The following is a 22,415-nucleotide window of genomic DNA, read 5'->3' as shown; positions in this document are numbered from 1 at the left end:
ATTAAATTACTTAACCATCTTAGCTCCAGCTTTTTCCTGGGCCTTAGCAACAAGGTTCTTGAAAAAGCTCTTTTTCTGTTCTGGAGCCTGGGCCTTACCGTGAAGACCCTTAACTTCTGTTACATAAATTCCACTAACTGAAGCCTTAACTTCCTTCTTGGTTGGAACTGAATCAAAGATCTTCTCATCACAGATAAGGCTCATAACTCTGTTTCCAACTCTTACCTTAAGGATAGGGAGCTTACTGCCTCTAAGAAGCTTGGGGGTCTGATCCATAACTGCCTGGGGAAGACCTGCGTCCTTGAGCTTCATTCTCTTTTTGTCAATGATGAGCATGGTAACTGTCTGCTTCATGGCATCCAGCTGAACCTGCTGCTCTGCCTGTTTTTTCTGCGCTCTCTTGCCAAGAATTATCAGTGCAACAATGGCTGCTACCAAAACGACAGCCAATACGATAAGTACGATCAATCCGGTGTTCAAAATACTATCCTCCAATACTTGAAATGCATTTCATATTCTACCATTCTTTGGGAAGTTAGGCAATAAAAATACTTTAATAAGAAGGAAGAGTGTGGTAGTATAAAAAATATTGTTCAAAGGAGTAATAATTATGAAAAAGAATTACTTGTTTTACGGGGTGTTAGCAGCAACTGTTACTTTCGTGACAGCCTGCGGTTCTAATGCAAACACAGAGCCAGAAACAAATACTCAGACAGTGGCTTCAACAGAAGATTCTGCAGATAATACAACAGAAAATACCGAGGATGCTGAGAATACAGAGCTTCCCAAGATCAATATTGAGGGGTTAAAGACAACAAACCTTCTTGATGTTGACGTGGACAGCCTTGTTAAGCTTGGTGAATACAAGGGAATCTCAGTAGATACTGTAAAGAAAGAGGTCACAGATCAGGATGTTGAGGATGCTTTAAATGACACATACTCAGCCAATCCAGAGATGCTCGAAGTTACAGACAGAGCTGTCGAAAAAGGTGATACAGCCAATATCGATTACGAGGGCAAGTATGCTGATACCAAGGAGGCTTTCCAGGGTGGAACAGCGAAAGGATTTGATCTTGTAATCGGTTCTGGTCAGTTCATAGATGGATTTGAGGATGGACTTGTTGGAGTTAAGGCGGGCGAGACAGTAGATCTTAATCTCAAGTTCCCAGATAACTATGGCAGCGCAGATCTTGCTGGTAAAGACGTTATCTTCACTGTAAAGGTTAACTCAATCAAGACTCCAGCCAAGGAGCCTTCTGATGATTGGGCTAAGAGCCTTGGAGCTGAAGGTGTTACTAACCTTAAGGAACTCAAGGACTACATGAGAAAAGACCTTGAGGCAGAGGCACAGGCGTCCTTTGATGAGGAAGTTAAAAATGCTGCAGTGGAAATCGTAGTTGACAATGCTACAGCAGATGAGATCCCAGAAGAGCTCTACAACAGATATTTTGTAATGATCTACAAATCAGTAGAGAGCTATATTCAGCAGCTTCAGGCAGCATATGGAGTAGAGGTTTCTGTTGAAGAGTATATCCAGAACATTATGCAGAGCAACGGTGTTACTGGAGGACCAGAGGATTATCTTAGTGATATCGCCAATCAGCAGGCTAAGAGATGCCTTGTGCTTCAGGCCATTGCCAACAAGGAGAATATTGAGATTACTGAAGATGTAGTTAATGAGTACATTCAGCAGGATTTCGATACATATTTCTATCAGGGCTATGAGACAGTTGATGCTTACAAGGAGACAATTGACTCAGAGGATTACAGAGAACAGATCATGGCAGAAAAGGTAGCAGACTTTATTGTAGAGAACGCTGTTCTCGCTACTCCATGATCATAAGATAATAGTCAGAAGGGGAGAATATTATGGACTTAATAGATATCAGAGACCTGTTTGAAAAACAGGAAGACTATGTTGGGAAGAAGGTCACAGTAGGTGGCTGGATCAGAAATTCCCGTGATTCAAAGGTTGTTGGATTTATCGTATTAAATGACGGAACATATTTTAAGCCACTTCAGGTGGTATATACAGATGCACTTGCAAACTTTGCTGATATTACTAAGCTCAATGTTGGTGCAGCCATAATCGCCACAGGTACAATCGTAGCAACACCTGAGGCTAAACAGCCCTTCGAGATGCAGGCAGACACAATTGAGATTGAGGGACCTTCAACACCTGATTTCCCTCTTCAGCCAAAGAGACACAGCCTTGAGTTCCTTAGAACAATCCCACACTTAAGAGCAAGGACAAACACATTTGAGGCAGTATTCAGAGTTCGCAGCGTAGCAGCATTTGCTATTCACTCTTTCTTCCAGGAGAGAGGATTTGTATATGTTCACACACCACTAATCACAGGAAGTGACTGTGAGGGTGCCGGTGAGATGTTCCAGGTTACAACAATGGATCTTAACAATGTTCCTAAGACTGAGGAAGGTGCTGTTGATTACTCCAAGGACTTCTTTGGTAAGCCAGTTAACCTGACAGTTAGTGGACAGCTCAACGTTGAGACATATGCATTTGCATTCAAGAACGTTTACACATTTGGACCTACATTCAGAGCAGAGAACTCAAACACAACAAGACATGCAGCTGAGTTCTGGATGATCGAGCCTGAGATGTGCTTTGCAGATCTTAAGGACGACTGCGATACAGCAGAGGCTATGCTCAAGTATGTTATCAACTACGTATTAGAGCACTGCCCAGAGGAGATGGCATTCTTTAACGAGTTCATCGACAAGGGACTTATCGACAGACTTAAGAACGTCGTAGAGAACGACTTTGGCAGGATCACATACACAGAGGCTGTTGAGCTTTTAGAGAAGCATAACGACAAGTTCGATTACAAGGTAAGCTGGGGATGCGATCTCCAGACAGAGCACGAGAGATACCTCACTGAGGAGATCTTCAAGAAGCCTGTATTCGTAACAGACTATCCTAAGGAGATCAAGGCATTCTACATGAAGCTCAACGAGGATGGCAAGACTGTAGCAGCTGCTGACTGCCTTGTTCCAGGAATCGGAGAGATCGTTGGTGGAAGCCAGAGAGAGGATGATCTGGAAACTCTTGAGAAGCGTATGGACGAGCTTGGACTTAAGAAGGAGGACTATCAGTTCTATCTTGATCTTAGAAAATATGGTAGCGTTCGTCACGCAGGCTTTGGACTTGGATTTGAGCGTTGCGTAATGTACCTCACAGGTATGGGCAACATCAGAGACGTTGAGTCCTTCCCAAGAACAGTAGGAAACTGCGACCTCTAATCCATATTTTGACAACAAAACTTATATGCTATACTAAATGTAGTAATTAACCTGAATTTTAAAAGCAAGGGGGTATTGGAATGAAAAAGATTTATTCTGTCGTTGCCATAATACTTTCCCTTGCTTTTTTCATGCTTACTCCAGTGTCCTCTTATGCTACCAGCAGCGAGGAATTAAAAGAGACCCAGAAGAAACTGGAGGAAGAAAAGAAAGCTCTTGATAAGCAAAAGAAGGCAGCAGAGAGTCAGAAGGCTGCCAGCCAGAACAAGCTCAATCAGGCTAACAGCCAGATAAGCGAAAACACAGAGGCCATGGGAGAGACCCAGGAAGCCATCGATGAGACCCAGGCAGAGATCATCGGACTTATGACTGACATTGAGCTTATCAAGGAAGATATCGCTGAAAAGGTCGCCCAGATTGAAGATACCAATGCAAAATATGAAGAGGCAAAATATCAGGAAGAAACTCTTTACGAAGCAATGGTTCAGAGAGTAAAGTTTATGTACGAGAAGGGAAACTTTTCGTATGTACAGATTCTTTTAACAGCTACCAGCTACGCTGACGCCTTAAATAAAGCCTCCTATGTGGAAGAGCTTTACGAATACGACAGGATCAAGCTGGCAGAATTTGTTGCTGCAAAAGAGGCAGCAGAGGCTCTTGGAATTCAGCTTGAAGAGGAAAAGTCAGAGCTTGAGGCATCACAGTATGAGCTTGAAGAGGAAGAAGCTTACATGGAAGAGCTTCTTGAAGAGTACAAGGCAACCTATGCAGATTACGAGGTCAAGCTTGCCAAGGCTAAACAGGACGCTGCAGTTTACACAGCTCAGGTCAAGAGTCAGCAGGCCAGCATCGCAAGTCTTCAGAAACAGATAGAGGCAAAACAGAAGGAAGTTGACGCAGCCAAGAAGGCGGCAGCAGATGCAGAGGCGGCGGAAGAGGCTGCAAGGGCTTCGGAGTCAGGGGATTCCAGTTACAGTTATTCATCCTCCAGTTCTTCAAGTTCTTCCAAGTCAAAATCCTATTCAGCACCTGGTAGTGCCACAGGTCAGAACATAGCTAACTACGCTTGTCAGTTTGTTGGAAATCCATACGTCGCAGGTGGAACAAGCCTTACCGACGGTGCAGACTGCTCAGGCTTTGTAATGTCAGTATATAAAGCATTTGGAATATCTGTCCCAAGAACATCCTGGGCTCAGGGTTCCTATGGAAGAGAAGTGTCATATTCTGATGCCCAGCCGGGAGATGTAATCTACTACGGCGGACACGTTGGAATATATATTGGCGGAGGCAGGATTGTCCACGCCAGCACCCAGAAGACCGGAATCAAGTACAGTCCGGCAACATACAGATCCATTATCAGTGTCAGAAGATTTTTATAATCAGGAGGAGCCATGGCTACAGAAGAAAAAGTCATAGTCATCGACTTTGGCGGACAGTACAACCAGCTGGTCGCAAGGCGTGTGAGAGAGTGCAACGTATACTGCGAGATTTATTCCTATCGCACACCAATCGACAAGATCAAGGAGATGAACCCCAAGGGAATCATCTTAACAGGAGGTCCTAATTCCTGCTACGAGGATGGCGCACCTACTTACACCAAAGAGCTTTTTGAACTTGGAATCCCTGTTCTTGGCCTTTGCTACGGCGCGCAGCTCATGATGCATATCCTTGGAGGTAAAGTCGAGAAGGCTCCAGTAAGAGAGTATGGTAAGACTGAGACCTTCATTGATGGCAGCAAGGATAAGCTCTTTAAGGGCGTTGAAGATAAGACTGTTGTCTGGATGAGCCACTTTGACTACATCAGCAAGGCTGCTCCAGGATTTGATATTATCGCTCATACAGCAGATTGCCCGGTAGCTGCAGCCTGCTGCGAGGACAAGAAGCTCTACGCGATCCAGTTCCATCCAGAGGTTCTTCATACAGTTAAGGGAAAAGAGATCCTTCATAACTTTGTAAGGGATATCTGTGAGACATCAGGTTCCTGGCGCATGGACTCTTTTGTAGAGAATACTATCAAAGAGATAAAAGAGAGAGTTGGAGACGGTAAAGTTCTCCTTGCTCTTTCAGGCGGTGTTGATTCATCAGTTCTTGCGGCGCTCCTTGCCAAGGCTATCGGCAAGCAGCTCACCTGCGTATTTGTAGACCACGGTCTTCTTCGTAAGAATGAGGGAGATGAGGTTGAGAGCGTATTTGGTGCAGGCGGCAATTTCGATATAAACTTTGTAAGAGTAAACGCTGCAGAGCGCTACTATGCTAAGCTTAAAGGCGTAGAGGAGCCTGAGAGAAAGAGAAAGATCATCGGAGAAGAGTTCATCAGAGTATTTGAGGAAGAGGCCAAGAAGATCGGAGCCGTAGACTTCCTTGCGCAGGGAACTATCTATCCGGATGTTGTTGAGTCAGGTCTTGGCGGTGAATCCGCAGTTATCAAGTCCCACCACAATGTTGGAGGACTTCCTGATTTCGTGGATTTCAAAGAGATTATCGAGCCCCTTCGCTCACTGTTTAAGGACGAAGTAAGAAAGGCTGGTCTCGAGCTTGGTCTTCCTGAGTATCTTGTGTTCAGACAGCCATTCCCAGGCCCTGGCCTTGGAATCCGTATCATTGGAGAAGTAACAGCAGAGAAGGTTCGCATCGTTCAGGATGCAGATTTTATCTATAGAGAGGAGATTGCTGCAGCAGGACTTAAAAAGCTTCCTGATCAGTACTTTGCAGCACTTTCAAACATGCGCTCCGTAGGAGTTATGGGTGATGAGAGAACCTATGACTACGCGGTAGTTCTTAGAGCAGTAGAGACAGTAGACTTTATGACAGCAGAGGCTTCTGAGATTCCATTTGAGGTTCTCCAGAAGGTTATGAGCCGTATCATTAACGAGGTCAAGGGCGTTAACCGCGTAATGTATGACCTCACTTCCAAGCCACCTGGAACAGTAGAGATGGAATAAGGAGGTATTTGTGTCAACAGTATTAACTGCCACTGATCTTGTTGCTTCACTATTTATATTTACCATTCTGATGGGGCTATATAGAGTTCCAAGAGAAGCGCTAAAATCCACAAGGCTGTTTAGAAACTGTCTGTGGTTTTGCCTGGTAGGCCTCATTGTTGAGACGGTAACATATACATTGGACGGACAAAAAGAGCTGAGCACAGTCCTTCTGCTTCTGAATTATCTGGGCTTTGTGCTTATTGATCTTATTGTGTGCGTCTATGGATTTTATATGTGTGCCCTCATTGCAGAGAGAGAGCAAAACTTCTCCAGAAGATTTGCATTCATGATCACGTTTCTGTGTGTGTTAGATGTGTGCTTTATTACCATCGGTACTATAACCGGCAGATTATTTTCTATCCAGGGAGGGTACTTTACCAAGGGACCATGGTATGGCTATATTGATCTCATATCAGGACTATGCTTTTTCCTGATGGTTATTTTATATGCTACCAAGTACAAGTATTTTTGGGTTCGTAGCTATTTATTCTTGGTGCTTATAGTTATAGTTCCTACCTTCGCCATTATCATCAGAAACATGGACTCCGCGATAAAATTCAATTTTGTTGGCACTGCTGTATCCATGAATGTTGTATATGTAGTTATCCAATCCAGGATCATCTTAGATGCACTTGTCGATGTCAGGATCAATAAAGAGATTTCCGTCAAGGATGCTCTTACAGGCCTCATGAACAGAAGGGGTTATTTGGAGATACTGGATGGCATCTCAGAGGATGAGACAGTGGGCATAGTCTTTTCTGATGTTAATTCCCTTAAAGAGGTCAATGACACACAGGGACACGCTGCAGGAGACAAGCTCATTATCCGGGCTGCCAATCTTTTATCAGAGACAGTTCCTGAAGGCACAACCTGCAGGATAAGCGGAGATGAATTTGTCTGCATCGTAAGAAATGTTGATAAAACTTCTTTCGATCAGCAGATGGAAAAACTTAGAAAAGTAATTATGGATAATGACTGGTTCACATCTATCGGTTATGAGTTCGGTGAAGGCGGGAATATTAAGGAAGTCATAAAGGTAGCAGAAAACAAGATGTATGACGACAAAGAGCGTTATTATCTTCAGACGGGGAAAGACAGACGACGTTAAGCAAAATGATTGCACAGACGTCTTTAGTATAAAAGGATTTTTGGAGGATTTATGTCAGGTAAGGTTTTTGACACTGAAGAATTTGCAAAGGTTGCACGCAGAAGCGTAGCTGAAGGTGCAGTCCTTCTTAAGAACGATGGGGATGTGCTCCCACTTGGTGAGGGCACAAGGATCGCTCTTTTTGGAAGAAGCCAGTACAACTACTACAAGAGTGGTACAGGTTCAGGCGGTATGGTAAACACCAAGTATGTTATTGGTGTTAAGGAAGCCCTTGAAGAGGACAAGAGATTTACTTTAAACCAGGAGCTTAAGGATACTTATGATGCCTGGATAGGGGACCATCCATTTGACAAGGGTGAGGGCTGGGCTTCAGAGCCATGGTTCCAGGAGGAGATGGATATCACTCCAGAGCTTGCTTCTAAGGTTGCAGGACAGAGCGATGTTGCTGTTATCCTTATTGGAAGAACTGCAGGAGAAGATCAGGACAACAGCTCCAAGAGCGGAAGCTTCCTTCTCACAGAAAAAGAGAGGAAGATGATTGATGTTGTCACCAAGGCTTTTGAAAAGAGCGTAGTTCTTTTGAACGTGGGCAATATCATAGATATGAAGTGGGTTTCAGAGTTTAACCCATCTGCAGTTATGTACATCTGGCAGGGCGGACAGGTAGGCGGATACGGCGCAGTTGATGTGTTATCCGGCGATGTTAATCCTTCCGGAAGACTTACTGATACAATAGCAAAAGACATCAAGGACTACCCTTCAGATGCATCCTTTGGCAGCAAGGAGAGAAACATCCAGCAGGAAGATATCTACGTTGGATACCGCTATTTCGAGACCTTTGCCAAGGACAAGGTTCTCTATCCATTCGGATTTGGACTTTCTTATACTGAGTTTGAAACAAGCGTTAAGTCATTTAACAGCACAGACGCTGAAGCTTCTATTGAAGTTACAGTTACCAATACAGGAAAAAGAGCTGGTCAGCAGGTTGTACAGGTTTACGTAGAAAAGCCACATGATGGCCTTGGCAATCCTGCAAGAGAGCTGGTAGCTTTTGATAAGACAAAAGAGCTTGAGCCTGGACAGTTTGAGAGTTTCGTATTTGATCTTACAGCATATGATCTTGCAAGCTTTGATGACAGCGGAGTTACAGGACACAAGAACGCCTATGTCCTTGAAAAGGGAAATTACTCATTCTATGTTGGAAGCGACGTAAGAAGCGCAGGCAAGGCTGCTGATTATGAAGTTCCAGAGGCAGTTGTTGTAGAGCAGCTCACAGAGACTCTTGCTCCAACAATTGGCTATAAGAGAATGAAGGCCGTTGCTTCTGGCGATGGCTTTACAGTAGACTTTGAGGATGTACCTGTTGCAACTGTTGATCCTAAGGATGTAAGACTTTCTGAGCTTCCTGAGGAGATCGCACAGACTGGCGACAAGGGATACAAACTTTCAGATGTTTACCATGGCAAGGTGTCCATGGATGAATTCATAGCACAGCTTTCAGATGCTGATCTTACCTGCATCTGCAGAGGTGAGGGCATGAGCTCTCCTAAGGTTACTCCTGGATGCGGCGGAGCATTTGGCGGCGTTACAGATTCTCTTCTTGGATTTGGTATCCCTGTAGCGTGCTGTTCAGACGGACCTTCCGGAATCAGAATGGACTCAGGTAAGACTGCTTTTGCAATGCCAAACGGAACCTGCCTTACAGCTACATGGAACATGGACCTTTTGGAGGAGCTGTACAAGTGGGAAGGCCTTGAGCTTAGAAAGAACAAGATCGATGTCCTTTTAGGACCTGGAATGAACCTTCACAGACATCCATTAAACGGAAGAAACTTTGAGTATTTCTCAGAGGATCCATTCCTTACTGGTAAGAGCGCTGCAGCCCAGCTTAAGGGTATGCATCAGATAGGTGTTACAGGAACTATCAAGCACTTTGCCCTTAATACTCAGGAGACAGGAAGGCGCTTTGTTGAGCATGTAGCTTCTCAGAGAGCCATCAGACAGATATACCTTAAGGGCTATGAGATCGCAGTAAAAGAGGCAGGTGCCCACGCTGTAATGACTTCCTACGGCGTAGTTAACGGCTACTACACATCGTCAAGTTATGATCTTGTTACCAGGATCCTCAGAAATGAGTGGGGATTTGAAGGCATCATCATGACCGACTGGTGGGCTGAAGCAGGAACCTTCGGTCAGGGCAAAAGAACTGATACCGCCTCTGTAGTAAGAGCCCAGAATGACCTTTACATGGTTTGCGGAGATTCTGCTACAAACTCTAACGGAGATAACTCTGACGAGGCCCTTGCAGCAGGAGAAGTTACAAGAGCTGAGTTCCAGAGATGTGCAGCAAACATCTGCAGATTTGTGATGAACAAGCCTGTATTTGCAAGATATATCGGAGAAGGCAACGAGCTTGATATTAAACTTGAAGAGGATGCTGATGAAGAAGAGCTTCTCTTTGATAAGATGATCGACTGCAGAGTCGGTGATGACGGCGTTGGTAAGGTTGATGTAAGCAGCATCGTAACCACCAGAAACACCACAAACATGATCTCTGTAGCCTTCAAGAAGTGGGGCTACTACAAGCTTCACATGACAGTAAGAGCCAACACCAAGAGCGAACTTGCCCAGATACCTCTTACCATCACCAAGGACAAAGAAGTAGTTGGCATGATAACCCTCGCCGGCCATGATAAGGAATGGAGAACCATTGATATGGACATCAGTCCAAGCTTCTCCACCTTCTATCTCAAGCTCTACTTCGCCCAGGATGGAATGGAGATCAAAGACATGACTATTACCTTAGAACAGGCACTCGAGAAGTGGCTCGACGACATGGACTAAAACCATTCCTTTTCCATTTATGTAAATTTTGCCAATACCGCTGGAGCGGATAAAGAAATAATTGAAAACAAAAAAACTCCCAATTGCCGAGGTTAAGCGATTAGCATTGAGGCAATGGGAGTTTTTTGTTGATAATTATTCTTTACCGCTCCAACAGTATGTGCATAACTTACATGGCTCGATAGGAATAGCTTCAACCATGTCATCAAGTCTGTGGTAGTGGAGTGAGGTGAAGTTCAGTTCCTTGCGGATCTCTTCCAGCATTGCTTCATACTGAGGAGAATCTGGATCTGTATACTTGCGGACTGTTTCTTCACTTGGTGATGGATAGCCCTCGAGTTTTTCGATTACTCTTCTGGTGATGAGCTCCATCTCTGTGTTTGATCTTGAGAAGTTTAAGTATTTGCATCCGTAAATAAGAGGAGGGCATGCAGGTCTGATGTGAACCTCTTTTGCGCCGCTCTTATACAGGAATTCTGTAGTCTCACGAAGCTGTGTTCCTCTTACGATGGAGTCATCGATAAGAAGAAGGCTCTTGTTCTTGATGAGCTGATTAACAGGTATCAGCTTCATCTTGGCGATAAGATCACGTCTTGACTGAATTGTTGGCATAAATGATCTTGGCCATGTAGGTGTATATTTTACAAATGGTCTTGAGTATGGGATTCCTGAAGTGTTGGAATATCCGATGGCGTGAGCCACACCAGAATCAGGAACTCCGGCTACAAGGTCAGGGTGAAGTCCTCTTTGCATATCGCGCTCTGCAAGCTTGGCTCCGCAGCCATATCTCATGGTCTCTACGCTCAGGCCCTCATAAGTAGATGCAGGGAATCCATAGTAGATCCACAGGAAGGTACAGATCCTCATATCGTCAAAGGCAGGAGCAACAATCTCCACTGACTCGGGAGTAATGTAAGCGATCTCTCCGGGGCCAAGTTCCTTGTATGGGTCATATCCAAGATTTAAATAGGAAAAACTTTCAAAGCAGACACAGTAACCTTCGTCCTTGTGGCCAATTTCCACTGGTGTTCTTCCGTAGCGGTCTCTGGCAGCATAGATGCCTTCCGTAGTCATGAGAAGAAGGGATAGAGAACCCTTGATGATCTCCTGAGCGTAGCGGATACCCTCTACAATGGTTACCTTTTGATTGATGATAGAAGCGACAAGCTCGGTAGGATTGATATCGCCGCCGCTCATTTCAAGAAAGTGTGAGCGATTGTCGGCAAAGAGCTTGTTAGTGATCTCGTCGATATTGTTGATCTTACCTACGGTTGTGATGGCGTAGGTGCCGTGATGTGAACGAACGATAAGCGGCTGTGGTTCAAAGTCGGAAATACAGCCAATCCCCAGATGGCCTTCCATCTTAAGCATATCGTCTTCGAACTTCGGTCTGAAATATGATCTCTCAATGTTGTGGATCGAGCGGTCAAATCCCTTTTTCTTGTCGTACACAGCCATTCCTGCGCGACGGGTTCCTAAATGTGAGTGATAGTCGGTTCCGTAAAACAGGTCAAAAACCGCACTTTCACGAGATGCAACTCCAAAAAATCCTCCCATGGAATCCTCCTTGGTTACCATATGATAAACGATTACGGAAACAATAATAACACAGATGGAAGGAAACTGATATAATACTAAATAAAAAAATCTGGAGAAATAAATGAATCCGAGATTCTATAAAGGCTACGACAGATTCTACAAGTTTACAAAGAGATTTATCTGCCCTTTCCTTGCAAAAAGGGCGCACTTTACCGGGGAGAAGCTCCCGACAGGGATAGGCCCCAGGTTCATTTTGTGTAATCACAATACTGATTTTGATTTTCTTCTGCTTACTTCCAAAAGTGATGAATCCATAGATTTTGTGGTGACGGAAACAATGCTTCGTATGAACAGGTTCTTTAACCTGGTGGTAAAGGTGCTTAAGCCCATCCTTCACGACAAGGGCTCTACAGGAGCAGCCACCATCAAACAGATGGTAGGAAGGATCAAGGAGGGCAGGAGCATACTTCTTTTCCCGGAGGGCAATCGTTCCTTTGATGGAAGAACAGGAGATGTCTCTGACGCCATCGGCAAGATCGCGAAAATGACCGGCGCAAGCCTTGTGGTATACAGGCTCACAGGTGGATATTTCACCACCCCAAGGTGGGGCAGCAAGATCAGAAAAGGCAGCATGGAAGGCAAGGTCATAAGAGTCATCGAGGCAAAAGAATTAAAGTCCATGCAGCCAGATGAGGTAAAAAAGATCATCGTGGAAGGCCTCTACACTGACGCATATAAAGAGCAGGAAGAAAGGAACGTTCGCTTTGAGAGCAAGGCTCCTGCAGAGTATCTTGAGAGCCTCTTATTTATCTGTCCTTCCTGCAAAAAGATAGGAGCCCTGTCCTCTAAAATAGATAAGCTCTCCTGCAGCTGTGGGTACCAGCTGACCATGGATGAGTATGGATATCTTACAGGTGATAAGGGAGATAAGCACTCCATAACAGAACTTTTTGATGAGCAGAAAAAACTCCTTGAAGCCCGTCTTGAAGGCCCCAAGGAGGATATGCTCTGGTCAGATAATGTTAAGATGATGAAGCTGTCTACCGGCCACGAAGTTCTTAAGGAAGAGGATTGCACTCTTTTGGCGTATCCAGATTGCCTTAAGGCTGGCGATAGCTCTTTTCCCAAAGAGAGTATTACAAGCATTGATATAGTCCAGAGAAACAGGCTCACGCTCCATATAAAGGGTGAGTCAGGACATCTGGAGTTTACCGGGGATGATACCTTTAACGCGGTCAAGTACCAGCTTTGGTTCGAAACAGCTTGTCCCTGAACAGGATGATGTTCATCACCGCAAAGAATCCTGCAAGGATCATCAGGGTCTGGGTTGGCTTCTGCGGAGCCATGGTTGCAAGGAGCATAAGCGGGAAGCCAAAGACAATAGCCGGGAAGTTCTGATAAACCATGTTGTCGGCGGCTGGAGTCTTGAAGTTCTGGTCGATCTCTCTAAGCAGGATAATTCCTGTACTAGCGGTTCCTGTCATCATTCCATACATCATAAGGAACTGCTCGCGCTTGTACTCAGGGAAGAGCCTGTCTGCAACGAAGTGGTTGTAGCCAAAGGTTATGATAAGTCCAAGGACTCCCATCAGCAGAAGAACGATCCAGTACTGCTGTATTACATGGAGGCGGATAGCGGCAATTCCTGCAACAACCATCAGGTCAAAGAAGAAGTTGCTGATCCTGGTCATAAGGAAATCGTTGATATATGTTCTGTGAATAATGTTCTTGTCTGTGAGAGACTGGATGATAACTCTCATTACAGTTGCGATGAGAACTCCCAGAAGGAAGTTAAAGCCATAAATTACAGAGCGCATTCCTGGAAGAAGGTTTCCAAGGCCTTTCATAAACAGGAAGGTGATCATGTATGCTGTGGTCACAAGGGCGATCTGGATGGTGATCTTGTCCATGCTGTCCTGCATGGGGATCTCGTTCTTGCCCTGGATCTGTTCTGAGTGAAGGGTGCTGTCCTTGTTTTCTCTAGGTGCGATAAGGCCCTTACTCTTTAAGATGTTGAGGTAGATAACGCCGCCGATGCTGGCACTCAAAAATCCCATGGCAGCGATAGAAAGTCCAAAGCTCTTTCCGCCTATAAATCCCCATTCATTTTCATAGAGATTGCCGTAGTTTAAAGCCTGTCCTGTTCCCTGTCCATAGCCAAAGGGAAGAAGGATTCCCGCTGCCGGGAAAAATCCAGGAACGATAAAGGCTGTTACGATGGAAATCACGAGACCTAAAATACCCTGGATGAGGTATGAAGAAACCGTTGTAACACCGGTGTTGAAGATTTCCTTCATGCGCTTTTTGGAAGCCTTGACCTGGGAGGATTTAAAGGCTGTTGCAATAAATCCAAGGGCAAGGGCGTGGTAGGTAATGATCTCAAGGGCATCACTTCCGCCGGTTCCGAAGAAGTATGTATCAAACATTCTCTCGCCAAATATGCCTTTGTACAAAACGGAAATAAGAAGGAGGATAACTCCGCCTAGAACTGAAGACGGAACCAGAGATCCCCTAAGGAATGGTATCATTCGCTTTATGGTGTTGGCAGCGATGACGCTAAGAAGCAGAACTGAAACAAGAAGTAGTGTCCCCCACACGCTGTAATCCCAGAAATTATTCATAAATTATGTCTCCCCAATATACTTCAATAAATTATAATTATTATAAAGGTATTTGGCCTGACAGGAAAGAATAGATGACAGAATCTGAGTATAAAAATTGCAAATTGTGCCCAAGAAACTGCGGCGTCGACAGAAGCGTAACGAGGGGATATTGCCACGAGAGCGACAAACTGTGCGTTGCCAGGGCAGCTCTTCACATGTGGGAAGAGCCCTGCATCTCTGGGAAAAGAGGGTCTGGCACCGTTTTCTTTTCTGGCTGCAACATGGGGTGTGTCTTCTGCCAGAACAGAAAGATAAGCCGCGGCGAAGTGGGAAAAATTATCGATAAAGAGCGCCTTTCGGAGATCTTTTTTGAGCTTAAGGACAAGGGCGCAAACAACATAAACCTGGTGACAGGGGATATGTTCATCCCGACCATTAGATGGGCTATAGAGGATGCAAGGTCAAAGGGCTTTGATCTGCCATTTCTTCTGAACACATCCTCTTACCTTAACCTTGATGTGGTAAAGAGCCTGGATGGCCTTATAGACATTTATCTTCCGGACTTTAAGTACATAAGGGATGAGGATGCGATTAGATACAGCAATGCTCCAGGGTATGTGGAGGCAGCGAAAAACGCTATCGCTGAGATGGTAAGGCAGAGGCCGGAGCCCACTTTTTTCCCTGAAAAAGATGGTGACACTATTATGAAGAGCGGCGTGGTGGTCAGGCACCTTCTGATGCCAGGCATGCTGATACAGGCAAAGCTCATAGTTAAGTACCTCCATGAGAACTATGGAGATAACATCTACCTCAGCCTCATGAATCAGTACACGCCAAATGAGGAGCTTTCTGCTTTTCCGGAGATAAACAGAAAGGTCACAGACAGAGAATATGACAGCCTTGTGGAGTACGCACAGGGCCTTGGAATAGAGAGAGCTTTCGTTCAGATTGGGGACACTGCGGACGAGAGTTTTATACCGGAATTTGACTGCGAGGGGGTCATAAAGAATGGGGAATTATGATACAATTAAGATTCAGGAAGAGCTGTTTAAAAGGCAGGATGAGAAATATCGTGACTTCCAGGGAGGACTGATCCCGGGTAAGACATCGGAGGTCATGATAGGTGTCAGAACGCCCGAGCTTCGTAAGCTTGCAAAAGAGATATGTAAGAGCGGACAGTATCAGGATTTTTTTACTGATCTCCCCCACAAATACTTTGATGAGGACCAGCTCCACGCATTTATAATCTCAGAGATCAAGGACTACGACAGCTGCATGGAGGAGCTTATAAAGTTCCTTCCTTATGTGGACAACTGGGCAACCTGCGATCAGATGTCACCCAAGGTGTTTAAGAAAAATAAGGCTGATCTTCTTAAGCATGTGAAGGAGTGGATTAAGTCTGATCACACCTATACTGTAAGGTTTGGCATCGGAATGCTTATGGAGCATTTTCTGGACGACGAGTACGACGAGAAATATCCCAAGATGGTGGCGGGAGTCAAGTCAGACGAGTACTACGTCAACATGATGATCGCCTGGTACTTTGCAACCGCTCTTGCCAAGCAGTATGATAGCATACTGCCATATATTGAGGGGAAAAAGCTGGAGGACTGGACTCACAACAAGGCCATTCAGAAGGCCATTGAGAGCTACCGCATAACTCCAGAGCAAAAAGAATATCTGCGGACGCTTAAGGTTAAGACCGCAAAAGGGGGAAAGAGCAAATGATCAAAACATTCAAGATGAAGCTCTATGAGGGCCAGGAAAAAGAGTACGAGAGGCGCCACAATGAGCTTTGGCCAGAGATGATCGACATGATCCACGAGCATGGTGGCAAGAACTATACCATCTGCCTGGACAAGGAGACTCTGACACTTTTTGGATACATCGAGATCGAAGACGAGGAGCTGTGGAGCAAAGGTGCTGACACAGCGATCAACAGGAAATGGTGGGATTTCATGGCAGACATTATGGAGACCAATCCGGACAACAGCCCGGTAGCGGTTGATCTGCCAGTTCTTTTCCACTTAGATTAACTTTTTTACACGGAGGGAAAAATATGGATTATCAGGCAAGATATGAGGAGTGGCTTGAGAAACTATCTGATTCAGACCCATTAAAGGCTGAGCTTCTTGCAATCTCAGGAGATGAGAAGGACAAGGAGGAGAGATTTTATCAGGATCTTTCCTTTGGTACAGCAGGCCTTCGAGGCAAGGTTGGTGCAGGTACTAACCGCATGAACTTCCTTACAGTAGGTAAGGCTTCTCAGGGTGTTGCTGACTATATCGTTTCAAAGGGACAGGAAGCTATGGACAAGGGCGTAATCATCGCCCATGATCCAAGACATTTTTCAAGGGAGTTCTCTGAGCTGGCAGCAGGTATCTTTGCGGCTAATGGCATCAAGGTTTACACCTTCCCAAGCCTTCGCCCAACACCAGAGCTGGCATTCATGATAAGACGCCTTGGAACAGTATCAGGAATCAACATCACAGCTTCTCACAATCCTAAGGATTACAACGGCTACAAGGCATACTGGGATGACGGATGTCAGGTTTCAGCAGAGGTTGCTGATGGCATGACAGAGTGCATCAATGCTGTTGATATATGGACTGGCATCAGGAAGTCCGACTACAACGAAGGCGTCAAGGCAGGTAAGATAATCGTACTTGGTGAGGAATATGACAGGGAGTATCTTGATAAGATCGAGAGCCTCGCTATTCACGAGGGAGATGAGCTTGATCTTTCAATTCCTCTTGTTTACACACCACTTAATGGATGCGGTTCAATCCCATTCAGACAGATGCTCACAGACAGAGGATTTACAAACTGGAAGATAGTTCCTGAGCAGGAGAATCCAGATCCTGACTTTACTACAGTTGGCTATCCTAACCCGGAGGATCCTAAGGCCTTCGCTCTTTCAGAGAAATACGGAAGAGAGTTTGGCGCTGAGCTTCTTATGGCAACAGACCCTGACTCAGACAGATTCGCCATCGAGATAAGAGATGACAATGGCAACTATGTTCCTCTCAACGGCAATCAGACAGGATATCTTCTTGTAAACTACGTCCTTGAGGGACATAAGAGTGCAGGCACACTTCCAGCTAAGGGAGCCATGGTCAAGTCAATTGTTACATCAACTCTTTCAACAATCATGGCTAAGGCTTACGGTGTTGAGATGTACGAGACCCTTACAGGCTTTAAGAACATCTGCGGTAAGATCCCTTACCTTCATGAAAATGGCTACGAATATCTCTTTGGATATGAGGAGTCAGTTGGATATGCAGCTTGTGAGGACATAAGAGACAAGGACGGAATCTCAGCTGGTATGCTGGTTGCAGAGGCAGCAGCTTACTACCGCAAGCAGGGCAAGACTCTTTGGGATGTACTCAACGAGATCTATGCCAAGTATGGTTTCTTTGCTGAGGATGAACCAAACCTTGTACTTGAAGGTATTGCAGGACAGCAGAGGATCCAGCGCATGATGAAGTTCTTTAGAGAGAACATTCCTGCTGAGGTTGCCGGAGCAAAGGTTGATAAGGTTATCGACTACATCAATGGCTACGAGGATATTCCACCACAGAATGCCATCAGACTTTTCCTCGATAATGGTTCATGGTTCGCTGTAAGACCTAGTGGAACAGAGCCTAAGATCAAGTTCTACTTCTACTCAGACCAGAAGTCCAGAGAGGATGCCCTCAAGGTAAATGGAGACATCAAGAAAGAGATCCTGGACCTTATCAACTCAGTTGAGTAAGGAGGTAGAGATATGTGCCTTTCCACAGCGTTTCGTGATTCAAATCCTGATGAGGTTTTGATGGAATATGTGAGCTCCATCAATATCGATGGGGAGAACATCACTCTGACAGATCTTATGGGCGAACAGAAGACCTTTAAGGGAAGCCTTAAGTTTGCTGACCTTACAGGAGCAGTTATCAGAATAGACTGCTAAGTATGTAAATTAAAAGAGCTACCCGCCATAATGGTGAGTAGCTCTTATTTGTTTTATTCAACCGGATCTTTCATTGAATATGGAGTCATGGTGTTATCCGCTCTCTTCATGTTGTCGAAGCGCTTTATCATAAGCGGCTCCCAGATGTAGTAGAGGAACTTTCCATCAAGATCCCAATAGAACACAGCAAAGAGTATTGCATATACGATTGCTGCAAACTTCAAAAGTTTGAAAAAGAATTTTCCAATAGCCTTCATGCTTATCCCCCTTCCTTACCAGCTCATTGCGTCGTCGAAATCCAGAAGTGAAGGATCGAGTGGCTCTTCTCGCATTACTGTTGTCATATAGTCATTGATGATATCACGGATCTCAGCTCTTGAAACTGTTCTCTTATCAGGAAGAGCGTGAGGGATCCAGATTGCATGAATGTCACGCTTTCTGAACTCATCCTCGAATACACCGTGAATACCCTGCATTCCCTTGCACTGAAGCTGATCATACATGATGACCATATCGCAGTTGAATCTCTCCATGTAATCGAACAGGGAAAGAATGTGCTCGTGTCCGCCTACTGCCATGGCACGCATAGGGGCTTTCTCATTGAACCAGGACAGATCTTCAAGGGCGTGCTCATAAGTATCAGTTCTGAGGTACTGGTCAAACATAAGTGAATCCATGTTGATGACGCAGTTGATTCCCCAGCAGTTGTAAGCCCATGTACACCAGTTGGAGTAATAAAGTGGTGCGCAGCTCCATGCGATTGCACGGTGTCTTGTCTTTGGGAAGCACTCTATCTTGTTCTTGACTGTCTTTTCCATGATGGCTTTAACCCTTGCATCAGTCTCGTGCCAGATAGGTCTGTCACCATCCTGTGAGTAGTAGATTCTGTAAAGGGCCTGAGCAACACCATTGATAGGATAGTAAGGAGTGTTGGCTGCAACATCCCATTTTTCCCACTCAAACTCTGTGAGCTTGTTGAAGCTCTGGGCGTGTTTAACATACTGATCCCAGTCCATCTTGATGCCAAACTGTTCTTCCACGAACTTCCATGCACCCTCGATCTCCTTCTGGCAGTGTTCCTGAACCAGAGGATCGTCGTATCTCATAGGCTGAGGCATTGCGTAGAGTGGTCTGTTGAGGAACCAGTCCTGAAGAACTGATGTGGCAACAGAGCCGTCGCAGGCCTCGTTGGATGTGAGCATTACCGGGCTGTAATCAGGATAATCGTCCTGAACGAACAGACCATATTCTGCCTGACACATTGGACATGGATCTGAAGGAAGTCCAATTGACTGAGCAGCATCAATATAATTAAGAACTGTGTGGTTATTAACGTGTACTGAAACGAAGTATGGGATCATCTCAAGAGCTACGTCATCAAGCTGATCTCTCCAGCCGTAGAAGATGTTTCCACTTAAGGTCTCGTTGTGGGCGATGGTCTTGTTCCACTTTTCAGGAGCTTCACCGCCATGGATCTTCTTGTCGGCTTCAAACATTCTCATGAACTGCCTGATGGTCTCACTTACCATTGCGCGGTAGTGCCAGGCAGAAGCCTTCATTGCTTCGCCTCTTGTTCCCTCAAGACCTCTGTCGAACCAGTGCATAACTGTAAGATATGTCTGTCCCATCCAGCGGTAGCGAAGGGTACCCTTTGTGAAATCCACAATGGCCTTAGGGCCATCGCCGTACTTCATGATATCTGAAACCATGTGAGCATAGTTGTAAAGCCAGATCATGTTGAAGTAGTACATGGTATCTTTAACACCACGCCACTCGCGGTGCTTGTAAAGTCCGGTGTTTCCTACATAGAGATCGCCAAGGCGTCTCTCTTCATGCTCTTTTCCATACCAGAAGTCGTGGGCAGCTTTTTTAGGATCAAAGGGTTTATTTTTTTCTTCGGGGCTCTTCTCTACAACAAAGAGCTCACGGTATTTTGCTTTTATGTCTTTTAAAGTAATACCCATTTGCTTAGGCCTCCTTTTGAATATTCTTGAGCTCTATGCTCTCAACAAAGGCCTGGAATCTGGTACGAAGCTGTCCAACCGCATTGTTGACATACTCTTTTTCGATGGAGCAAACAGGATAACCAAAGTCTCTTGGAAGAATAAGAGTGTCGATGGTTCTCTCATAACTCCAGTACTCACAGAACTTCATCTGGGAGATGATAATTCCGTCAGCCTTATACTCTTTTGCCACATCTGCAAGATACTGCTTCCTCTCACGCATGATATGCTGGTCCATAAAGCGTGGGCATTCGCTGGTCTCGATATAGTGGCGGGCGATGGCGCGAAGTGGTCTTTCGCCTTCTTTGACAATGATCTCTTCACGTCCTGGAAGAGAGCCATAGCAGTGCCTGTCTGCAACAACCAGTGCGCCGCATTCCTCGATGAGCTTGATAAAGCTTGGATCATCTTCTTCAGAACCTGTAAGGACTACCTTGCAGCGGTAGGTCTTTTTGGCATCTGGCTTTCTGGTCTTAAGCTGTTCTGCGATGTCCTTGAGCATATCTATGATGAGATACTTAGGACATACTAAGGTTGCAAGCTGGATGACTGAGAATTCCCATCCGGTAATGGTGGGCTCGTCGAGCTTTCTGTAGCGGCCAATCTCAGTGATGAGGCGACAGATCTCGTTGTGCTCTTCAATAGCCTTAAGAAGAGCTTCGTCGCTGGTATCTATTCCAAAGCGATCAGAGAGCTTATCAAGAACGTGATCCTGAAGCTGCTTCTCGTAGTGATCGATGGAGTTTTCATTCTTTTTGAATGGAACATCTGTGAATTCACAGAAGAAATCCGGATTCTTGATGATGTCCATAAGCTGAAGATGCTCCTGGAACCTACAGGTTACAGTACAGGTTTCAGTTGCCATCTGGGCATCCAGGAAGTTAAAACCTCCCTCAAGAGCGCGCTCTAACAGACACCTGCCGTACATACAGGTGCGGTTTGACATGTAGTATGTAGCCATATCCGGGGAACCACTGCGTGGCGCACGAAGACGAACTGAAAAGCAGCCTGGTAGGTCAAGAAGTACTTCTGGCATGAAGTAACATGTATAACCCAACGCTTTCTTTCCATCTTCTTTTGCCTGGCGAACAAGTTTGTTGTTAGCCTCCTGCAATAGATCCTCGAGCTCAAAAATGTGCACGAGATCTTTCATTTTAAGTTAAAACCTCCCCCTAGTTTAAGTTATCAAAGTTTAGGAAAATGCGAGAAATAGCGGCAATTGCTAAAAAATTAACAATAAAACGTGCTCTCACATATCATATATTAACAAATTTCAAAATATTCGTGAAGATTTCTTGTGAAATTTGGCCAAAATTATTATAATTAACCTTAGGCGAAATTTAGTTTTGAGGGGGAGATATGGCGGACCATACGACAGTCATTGCACTGGCAGGAAAAGGTGGCGTTGGTAAGACGTCTCTTTCTGCTGCTATTGTGAGACTCTTATCTAATAAAAGGCCTGACGCTAAGATCCTTGCTATTGATGCAGATCCGGCGGTAGGTCTTTCTGTTGCGTTAGGGGTTGAGGCTACGGAAACCCTTGACCAGATCAGGAAGAGAGTTGCTGAGGATGTTACAGGCAAACTCAAGGATACCCAGGACATTTTGGCTGAGGCCAAGTTCAGATTGTACGATGCTCTGGATGAGCAGAAGGGATTTGCTTTTCTGGCTATAGGAAGACCTGAGTCTGCAGGATGCTACTGCGCTATCAACACTTATCTTAAAAAGGTCATCGAGATGCTGGTGGACGATTTTGACTATGTTGTCATAGATGGCGAAGCAGGAATTGAGCAGATAAACAGAAGGGTTATGGAGAAGGTAACACATCTTATCTGTGTTTCAGATCAGAGCCGTAAGGGCCTTTCCATAATTGAGACTATCAAGGATGTTGCAAATGAGCTTGTCATGTACGACGATATCGGGCTTATTGTCAACAGGGCTCCACTTCCGGAGAAGATCACGGAAAAAGAGATTGGCGGCGTCAGGGTAATATCTGTTATACCCCAGGACGATGCCATGACAGAGAACGACATCGAAGGTAAGAGCATCTTTGAATTACCTGAAGACACTGGAATATTAAAGGGCGCGCAAGAAGCTCTTTTGAATTTAAAAATACTCTAAAGG

General features: G+C 45.1%; 19 protein-coding genes. 13 read left to right on the top strand and 6 right to left on the bottom strand.

All coding sequences use genetic code 11. The features are described from left to right. Positions 1-6: 6 nt before the first annotated feature. Positions 7-480 (bottom strand): hypothetical protein, encoded by a 474-nt coding sequence (locus D6855_RS15730; RefSeq protein ID WP_120742823.1) that lies wholly within the window; start codon positions 478-480, stop codon positions 7-9. A gap of 130 nt (positions 481-610) precedes the next feature. On the opposite strand from D6855_RS15730, the gene tig reads away from it, so the two are divergent. The 6 genes from tig (at position 611) to D6855_RS15700 (ending at position 10,197) form a co-directional block, all read left to right on the top strand. After that, a complete protein-coding gene (gene tig / locus D6855_RS15725; protein ID WP_120742821.1) occupies positions 611-1,837 on the top strand; it encodes a trigger factor in 1,227 nt (408 codons plus the stop codon). Positions 1,838-1,869: 32 nt separating this feature from the next. Further along, positions 1,870-3,261 (top strand): asparagine--tRNA ligase, encoded by a 1,392-nt coding sequence (gene asnS / locus D6855_RS15720; RefSeq protein WP_120742819.1) that lies wholly within the window; start codon positions 1,870-1,872, stop codon positions 3,259-3,261. Between the two features lie 80 nt (positions 3,262-3,341). Continuing rightward, the gene (locus tag D6855_RS15715; protein ID WP_120742817.1) at positions 3,342-4,640 is read left to right on the top strand and encodes a C40 family peptidase; all 1,299 of its coding nucleotides are present in this window, start codon (positions 3,342-3,344) and stop codon (positions 4,638-4,640) included. 12 nt (positions 4,641-4,652) lie between these two features. Further along, complete coding sequence (gene guaA, locus D6855_RS15710; protein ID WP_120742815.1) at positions 4,653-6,203, top strand: glutamine-hydrolyzing GMP synthase; 1,551 nt, start codon at positions 4,653-4,655, stop codon at positions 6,201-6,203. A gap of 10 nt (positions 6,204-6,213) precedes the next feature. Then, complete coding sequence (locus D6855_RS15705) at positions 6,214-7,353, top strand: GGDEF domain-containing protein (protein WP_120742813.1); 1,140 nt, start codon at positions 6,214-6,216, stop codon at positions 7,351-7,353. Positions 7,354-7,404: 51 nt separating this feature from the next. Beyond that, positions 7,405-10,197, top strand: a complete 2,793-nt coding sequence (locus D6855_RS15700; RefSeq protein WP_120742811.1) for a glycoside hydrolase family 3 protein — start codon at positions 7,405-7,407, stop codon at positions 10,195-10,197. Between the two features lie 135 nt (positions 10,198-10,332). On the opposite strand, the gene D6855_RS15695 is transcribed toward D6855_RS15700, so the two are convergent. Next, positions 10,333-11,754, bottom strand: a complete 1,422-nt coding sequence (locus tag D6855_RS15695) for an amidophosphoribosyltransferase (protein ID WP_120742809.1) — start codon at positions 11,752-11,754, stop codon at positions 10,333-10,335. Positions 11,755-11,857: 103 nt separating this feature from the next. Between D6855_RS15695 and D6855_RS15690 the strand changes: the two genes are divergently transcribed. After that, a complete protein-coding gene (locus D6855_RS15690) occupies positions 11,858-13,009 on the top strand; it encodes a lysophospholipid acyltransferase family protein (RefSeq protein WP_120742807.1) in 1,152 nt (383 codons plus the stop codon). Here the strand turns inward: D6855_RS15690 and D6855_RS15685 are convergent. Next, positions 12,972-14,357, bottom strand: coding sequence for a hypothetical protein (locus D6855_RS15685; RefSeq protein WP_120742806.1), 1,386 nt, complete (start codon positions 14,355-14,357; stop codon positions 12,972-12,974). The genes D6855_RS15690 and D6855_RS15685 overlap by 38 nt on opposite strands. 74 nt (positions 14,358-14,431) lie before the next feature. On the opposite strand from D6855_RS15685, the gene D6855_RS15680 reads away from it, so the two are divergent. Genes D6855_RS15680 through D6855_RS15660 form a run of 5 tightly spaced genes read left to right on the top strand, consistent with a single transcriptional unit; the run spans position 14,432 to position 18,288 of the window. Next, positions 14,432-15,361, top strand: a complete 930-nt coding sequence (locus D6855_RS15680; protein ID WP_120742804.1) for a radical SAM protein — start codon at positions 14,432-14,434, stop codon at positions 15,359-15,361. Next, complete coding sequence (locus D6855_RS15675) at positions 15,348-16,067, top strand: DNA alkylation repair protein (protein ID WP_120742802.1); 720 nt, start codon at positions 15,348-15,350, stop codon at positions 16,065-16,067. Before D6855_RS15680 ends, D6855_RS15675 begins: the two co-directional genes overlap by 14 nt. Continuing rightward, positions 16,064-16,375, top strand: a complete 312-nt coding sequence (gene rhaM / locus D6855_RS15670) for an L-rhamnose mutarotase (protein ID WP_120742800.1) — start codon at positions 16,064-16,066, stop codon at positions 16,373-16,375. The genes D6855_RS15675 and rhaM overlap by 4 nt, the downstream gene beginning before the upstream one ends. A 23-nt stretch (positions 16,376-16,398) precedes the next feature. Then, positions 16,399-18,093, top strand: a complete 1,695-nt coding sequence (locus D6855_RS15665) for a phospho-sugar mutase (RefSeq protein WP_120742798.1) — start codon at positions 16,399-16,401, stop codon at positions 18,091-18,093. 12 nt (positions 18,094-18,105) lie between these two features. Beyond that, positions 18,106-18,288, top strand: a complete 183-nt coding sequence (locus tag D6855_RS15660; RefSeq protein WP_120742796.1) for a CooT family nickel-binding protein — start codon at positions 18,106-18,108, stop codon at positions 18,286-18,288. A 53-nt stretch (positions 18,289-18,341) separates the two neighbouring features. On the opposite strand, the gene D6855_RS15655 is transcribed toward D6855_RS15660, so the two are convergent. Genes D6855_RS15655 through D6855_RS15645 form a run of 3 tightly spaced genes read right to left on the bottom strand, consistent with a single transcriptional unit; the run spans position 18,342 to position 21,444 of the window. Continuing rightward, the gene (locus D6855_RS15655; protein WP_120742794.1) at positions 18,342-18,545 is read right to left on the bottom strand and encodes a hypothetical protein; all 204 of its coding nucleotides are present in this window, start codon (positions 18,543-18,545) and stop codon (positions 18,342-18,344) included. A gap of 15 nt (positions 18,546-18,560) precedes the next feature. Next, positions 18,561-20,252: a 2-hydroxyacyl-CoA dehydratase family protein gene (locus tag D6855_RS15650; RefSeq protein WP_120742792.1), complete on the bottom strand. Its 1,692-nt coding sequence runs from the start codon at positions 20,250-20,252 to the stop codon at positions 18,561-18,563. 4 nt (positions 20,253-20,256) lie between these two features. After that, positions 20,257-21,444: a 2-hydroxyacyl-CoA dehydratase family protein gene (locus D6855_RS15645; protein ID WP_120742790.1), complete on the bottom strand. Its 1,188-nt coding sequence runs from the start codon at positions 21,442-21,444 to the stop codon at positions 20,257-20,259. 206 nt (positions 21,445-21,650) lie between these two features. On the opposite strand from D6855_RS15645, the gene D6855_RS15640 reads away from it, so the two are divergent. Beyond that, positions 21,651-22,412, top strand: coding sequence for an ATP-binding protein (locus D6855_RS15640; protein WP_120742788.1), 762 nt, complete (start codon positions 21,651-21,653; stop codon positions 22,410-22,412). Positions 22,413-22,415 lie beyond the last annotated feature (3 nt).

Source organism: Butyrivibrio sp. CB08 (assembly GCF_003625485.1).
Lineage (GTDB): Bacteria > Bacillota > Clostridia > Lachnospirales > Lachnospiraceae > Butyrivibrio.
This window is presented reverse-complemented; position numbering and strand designations above follow the sequence as displayed.

Excerpts from the sequence above, each read along its gene's own strand:
- tig (WP_120742821.1), top strand. The coding sequence starts at position 611 with ATGAAAAAGAATTACTTGTTTTACGGGGTGTTAGCAGCAACTGTTACT.
- asnS (WP_120742819.1), top strand. The coding sequence starts at position 1,870 with ATGGACTTAATAGATATCAGAGACCTGTTTGAAAAACAGGAAGACTAT.
- D6855_RS15715 (WP_120742817.1), top strand. The coding sequence starts at position 3,342 with ATGAAAAAGATTTATTCTGTCGTTGCCATAATACTTTCCCTTGCTTTT.
- guaA (WP_120742815.1), top strand. The coding sequence starts at position 4,653 with ATGGCTACAGAAGAAAAAGTCATAGTCATCGACTTTGGCGGACAGTAC.
- D6855_RS15700 (WP_120742811.1), top strand. The coding sequence starts at position 7,405 with ATGTCAGGTAAGGTTTTTGACACTGAAGAATTTGCAAAGGTTGCACGC.
- D6855_RS15695 (WP_120742809.1), bottom strand. The coding sequence starts at position 11,754 with ATGGGAGGATTTTTTGGAGTTGCATCTCGTGAAAGTGCGGTTTTTGAC.
- D6855_RS15690 (WP_120742807.1), top strand. The coding sequence starts at position 11,858 with ATGAATCCGAGATTCTATAAAGGCTACGACAGATTCTACAAGTTTACA.
- D6855_RS15685 (WP_120742806.1), bottom strand. The coding sequence starts at position 14,357 with ATGAATAATTTCTGGGATTACAGCGTGTGGGGGACACTACTTCTTGTT.
- D6855_RS15680 (WP_120742804.1), top strand. The coding sequence starts at position 14,432 with ATGACAGAATCTGAGTATAAAAATTGCAAATTGTGCCCAAGAAACTGC.
- D6855_RS15675 (WP_120742802.1), top strand. The coding sequence starts at position 15,348 with ATGGGGAATTATGATACAATTAAGATTCAGGAAGAGCTGTTTAAAAGG.
- rhaM (WP_120742800.1), top strand. The coding sequence starts at position 16,064 with ATGATCAAAACATTCAAGATGAAGCTCTATGAGGGCCAGGAAAAAGAG.
- D6855_RS15665 (WP_120742798.1), top strand. The coding sequence starts at position 16,399 with ATGGATTATCAGGCAAGATATGAGGAGTGGCTTGAGAAACTATCTGAT.
- D6855_RS15660 (WP_120742796.1), top strand. The coding sequence starts at position 18,106 with ATGTGCCTTTCCACAGCGTTTCGTGATTCAAATCCTGATGAGGTTTTG.
- D6855_RS15655 (WP_120742794.1), bottom strand. The coding sequence starts at position 18,545 with ATGAAGGCTATTGGAAAATTCTTTTTCAAACTTTTGAAGTTTGCAGCA.
- D6855_RS15650 (WP_120742792.1), bottom strand. The coding sequence starts at position 20,252 with ATGGGTATTACTTTAAAAGACATAAAAGCAAAATACCGTGAGCTCTTT.
- D6855_RS15645 (WP_120742790.1), bottom strand. The coding sequence starts at position 21,444 with ATGAAAGATCTCGTGCACATTTTTGAGCTCGAGGATCTATTGCAGGAG.
- D6855_RS15640 (WP_120742788.1), top strand. The coding sequence starts at position 21,651 with ATGGCGGACCATACGACAGTCATTGCACTGGCAGGAAAAGGTGGCGTT.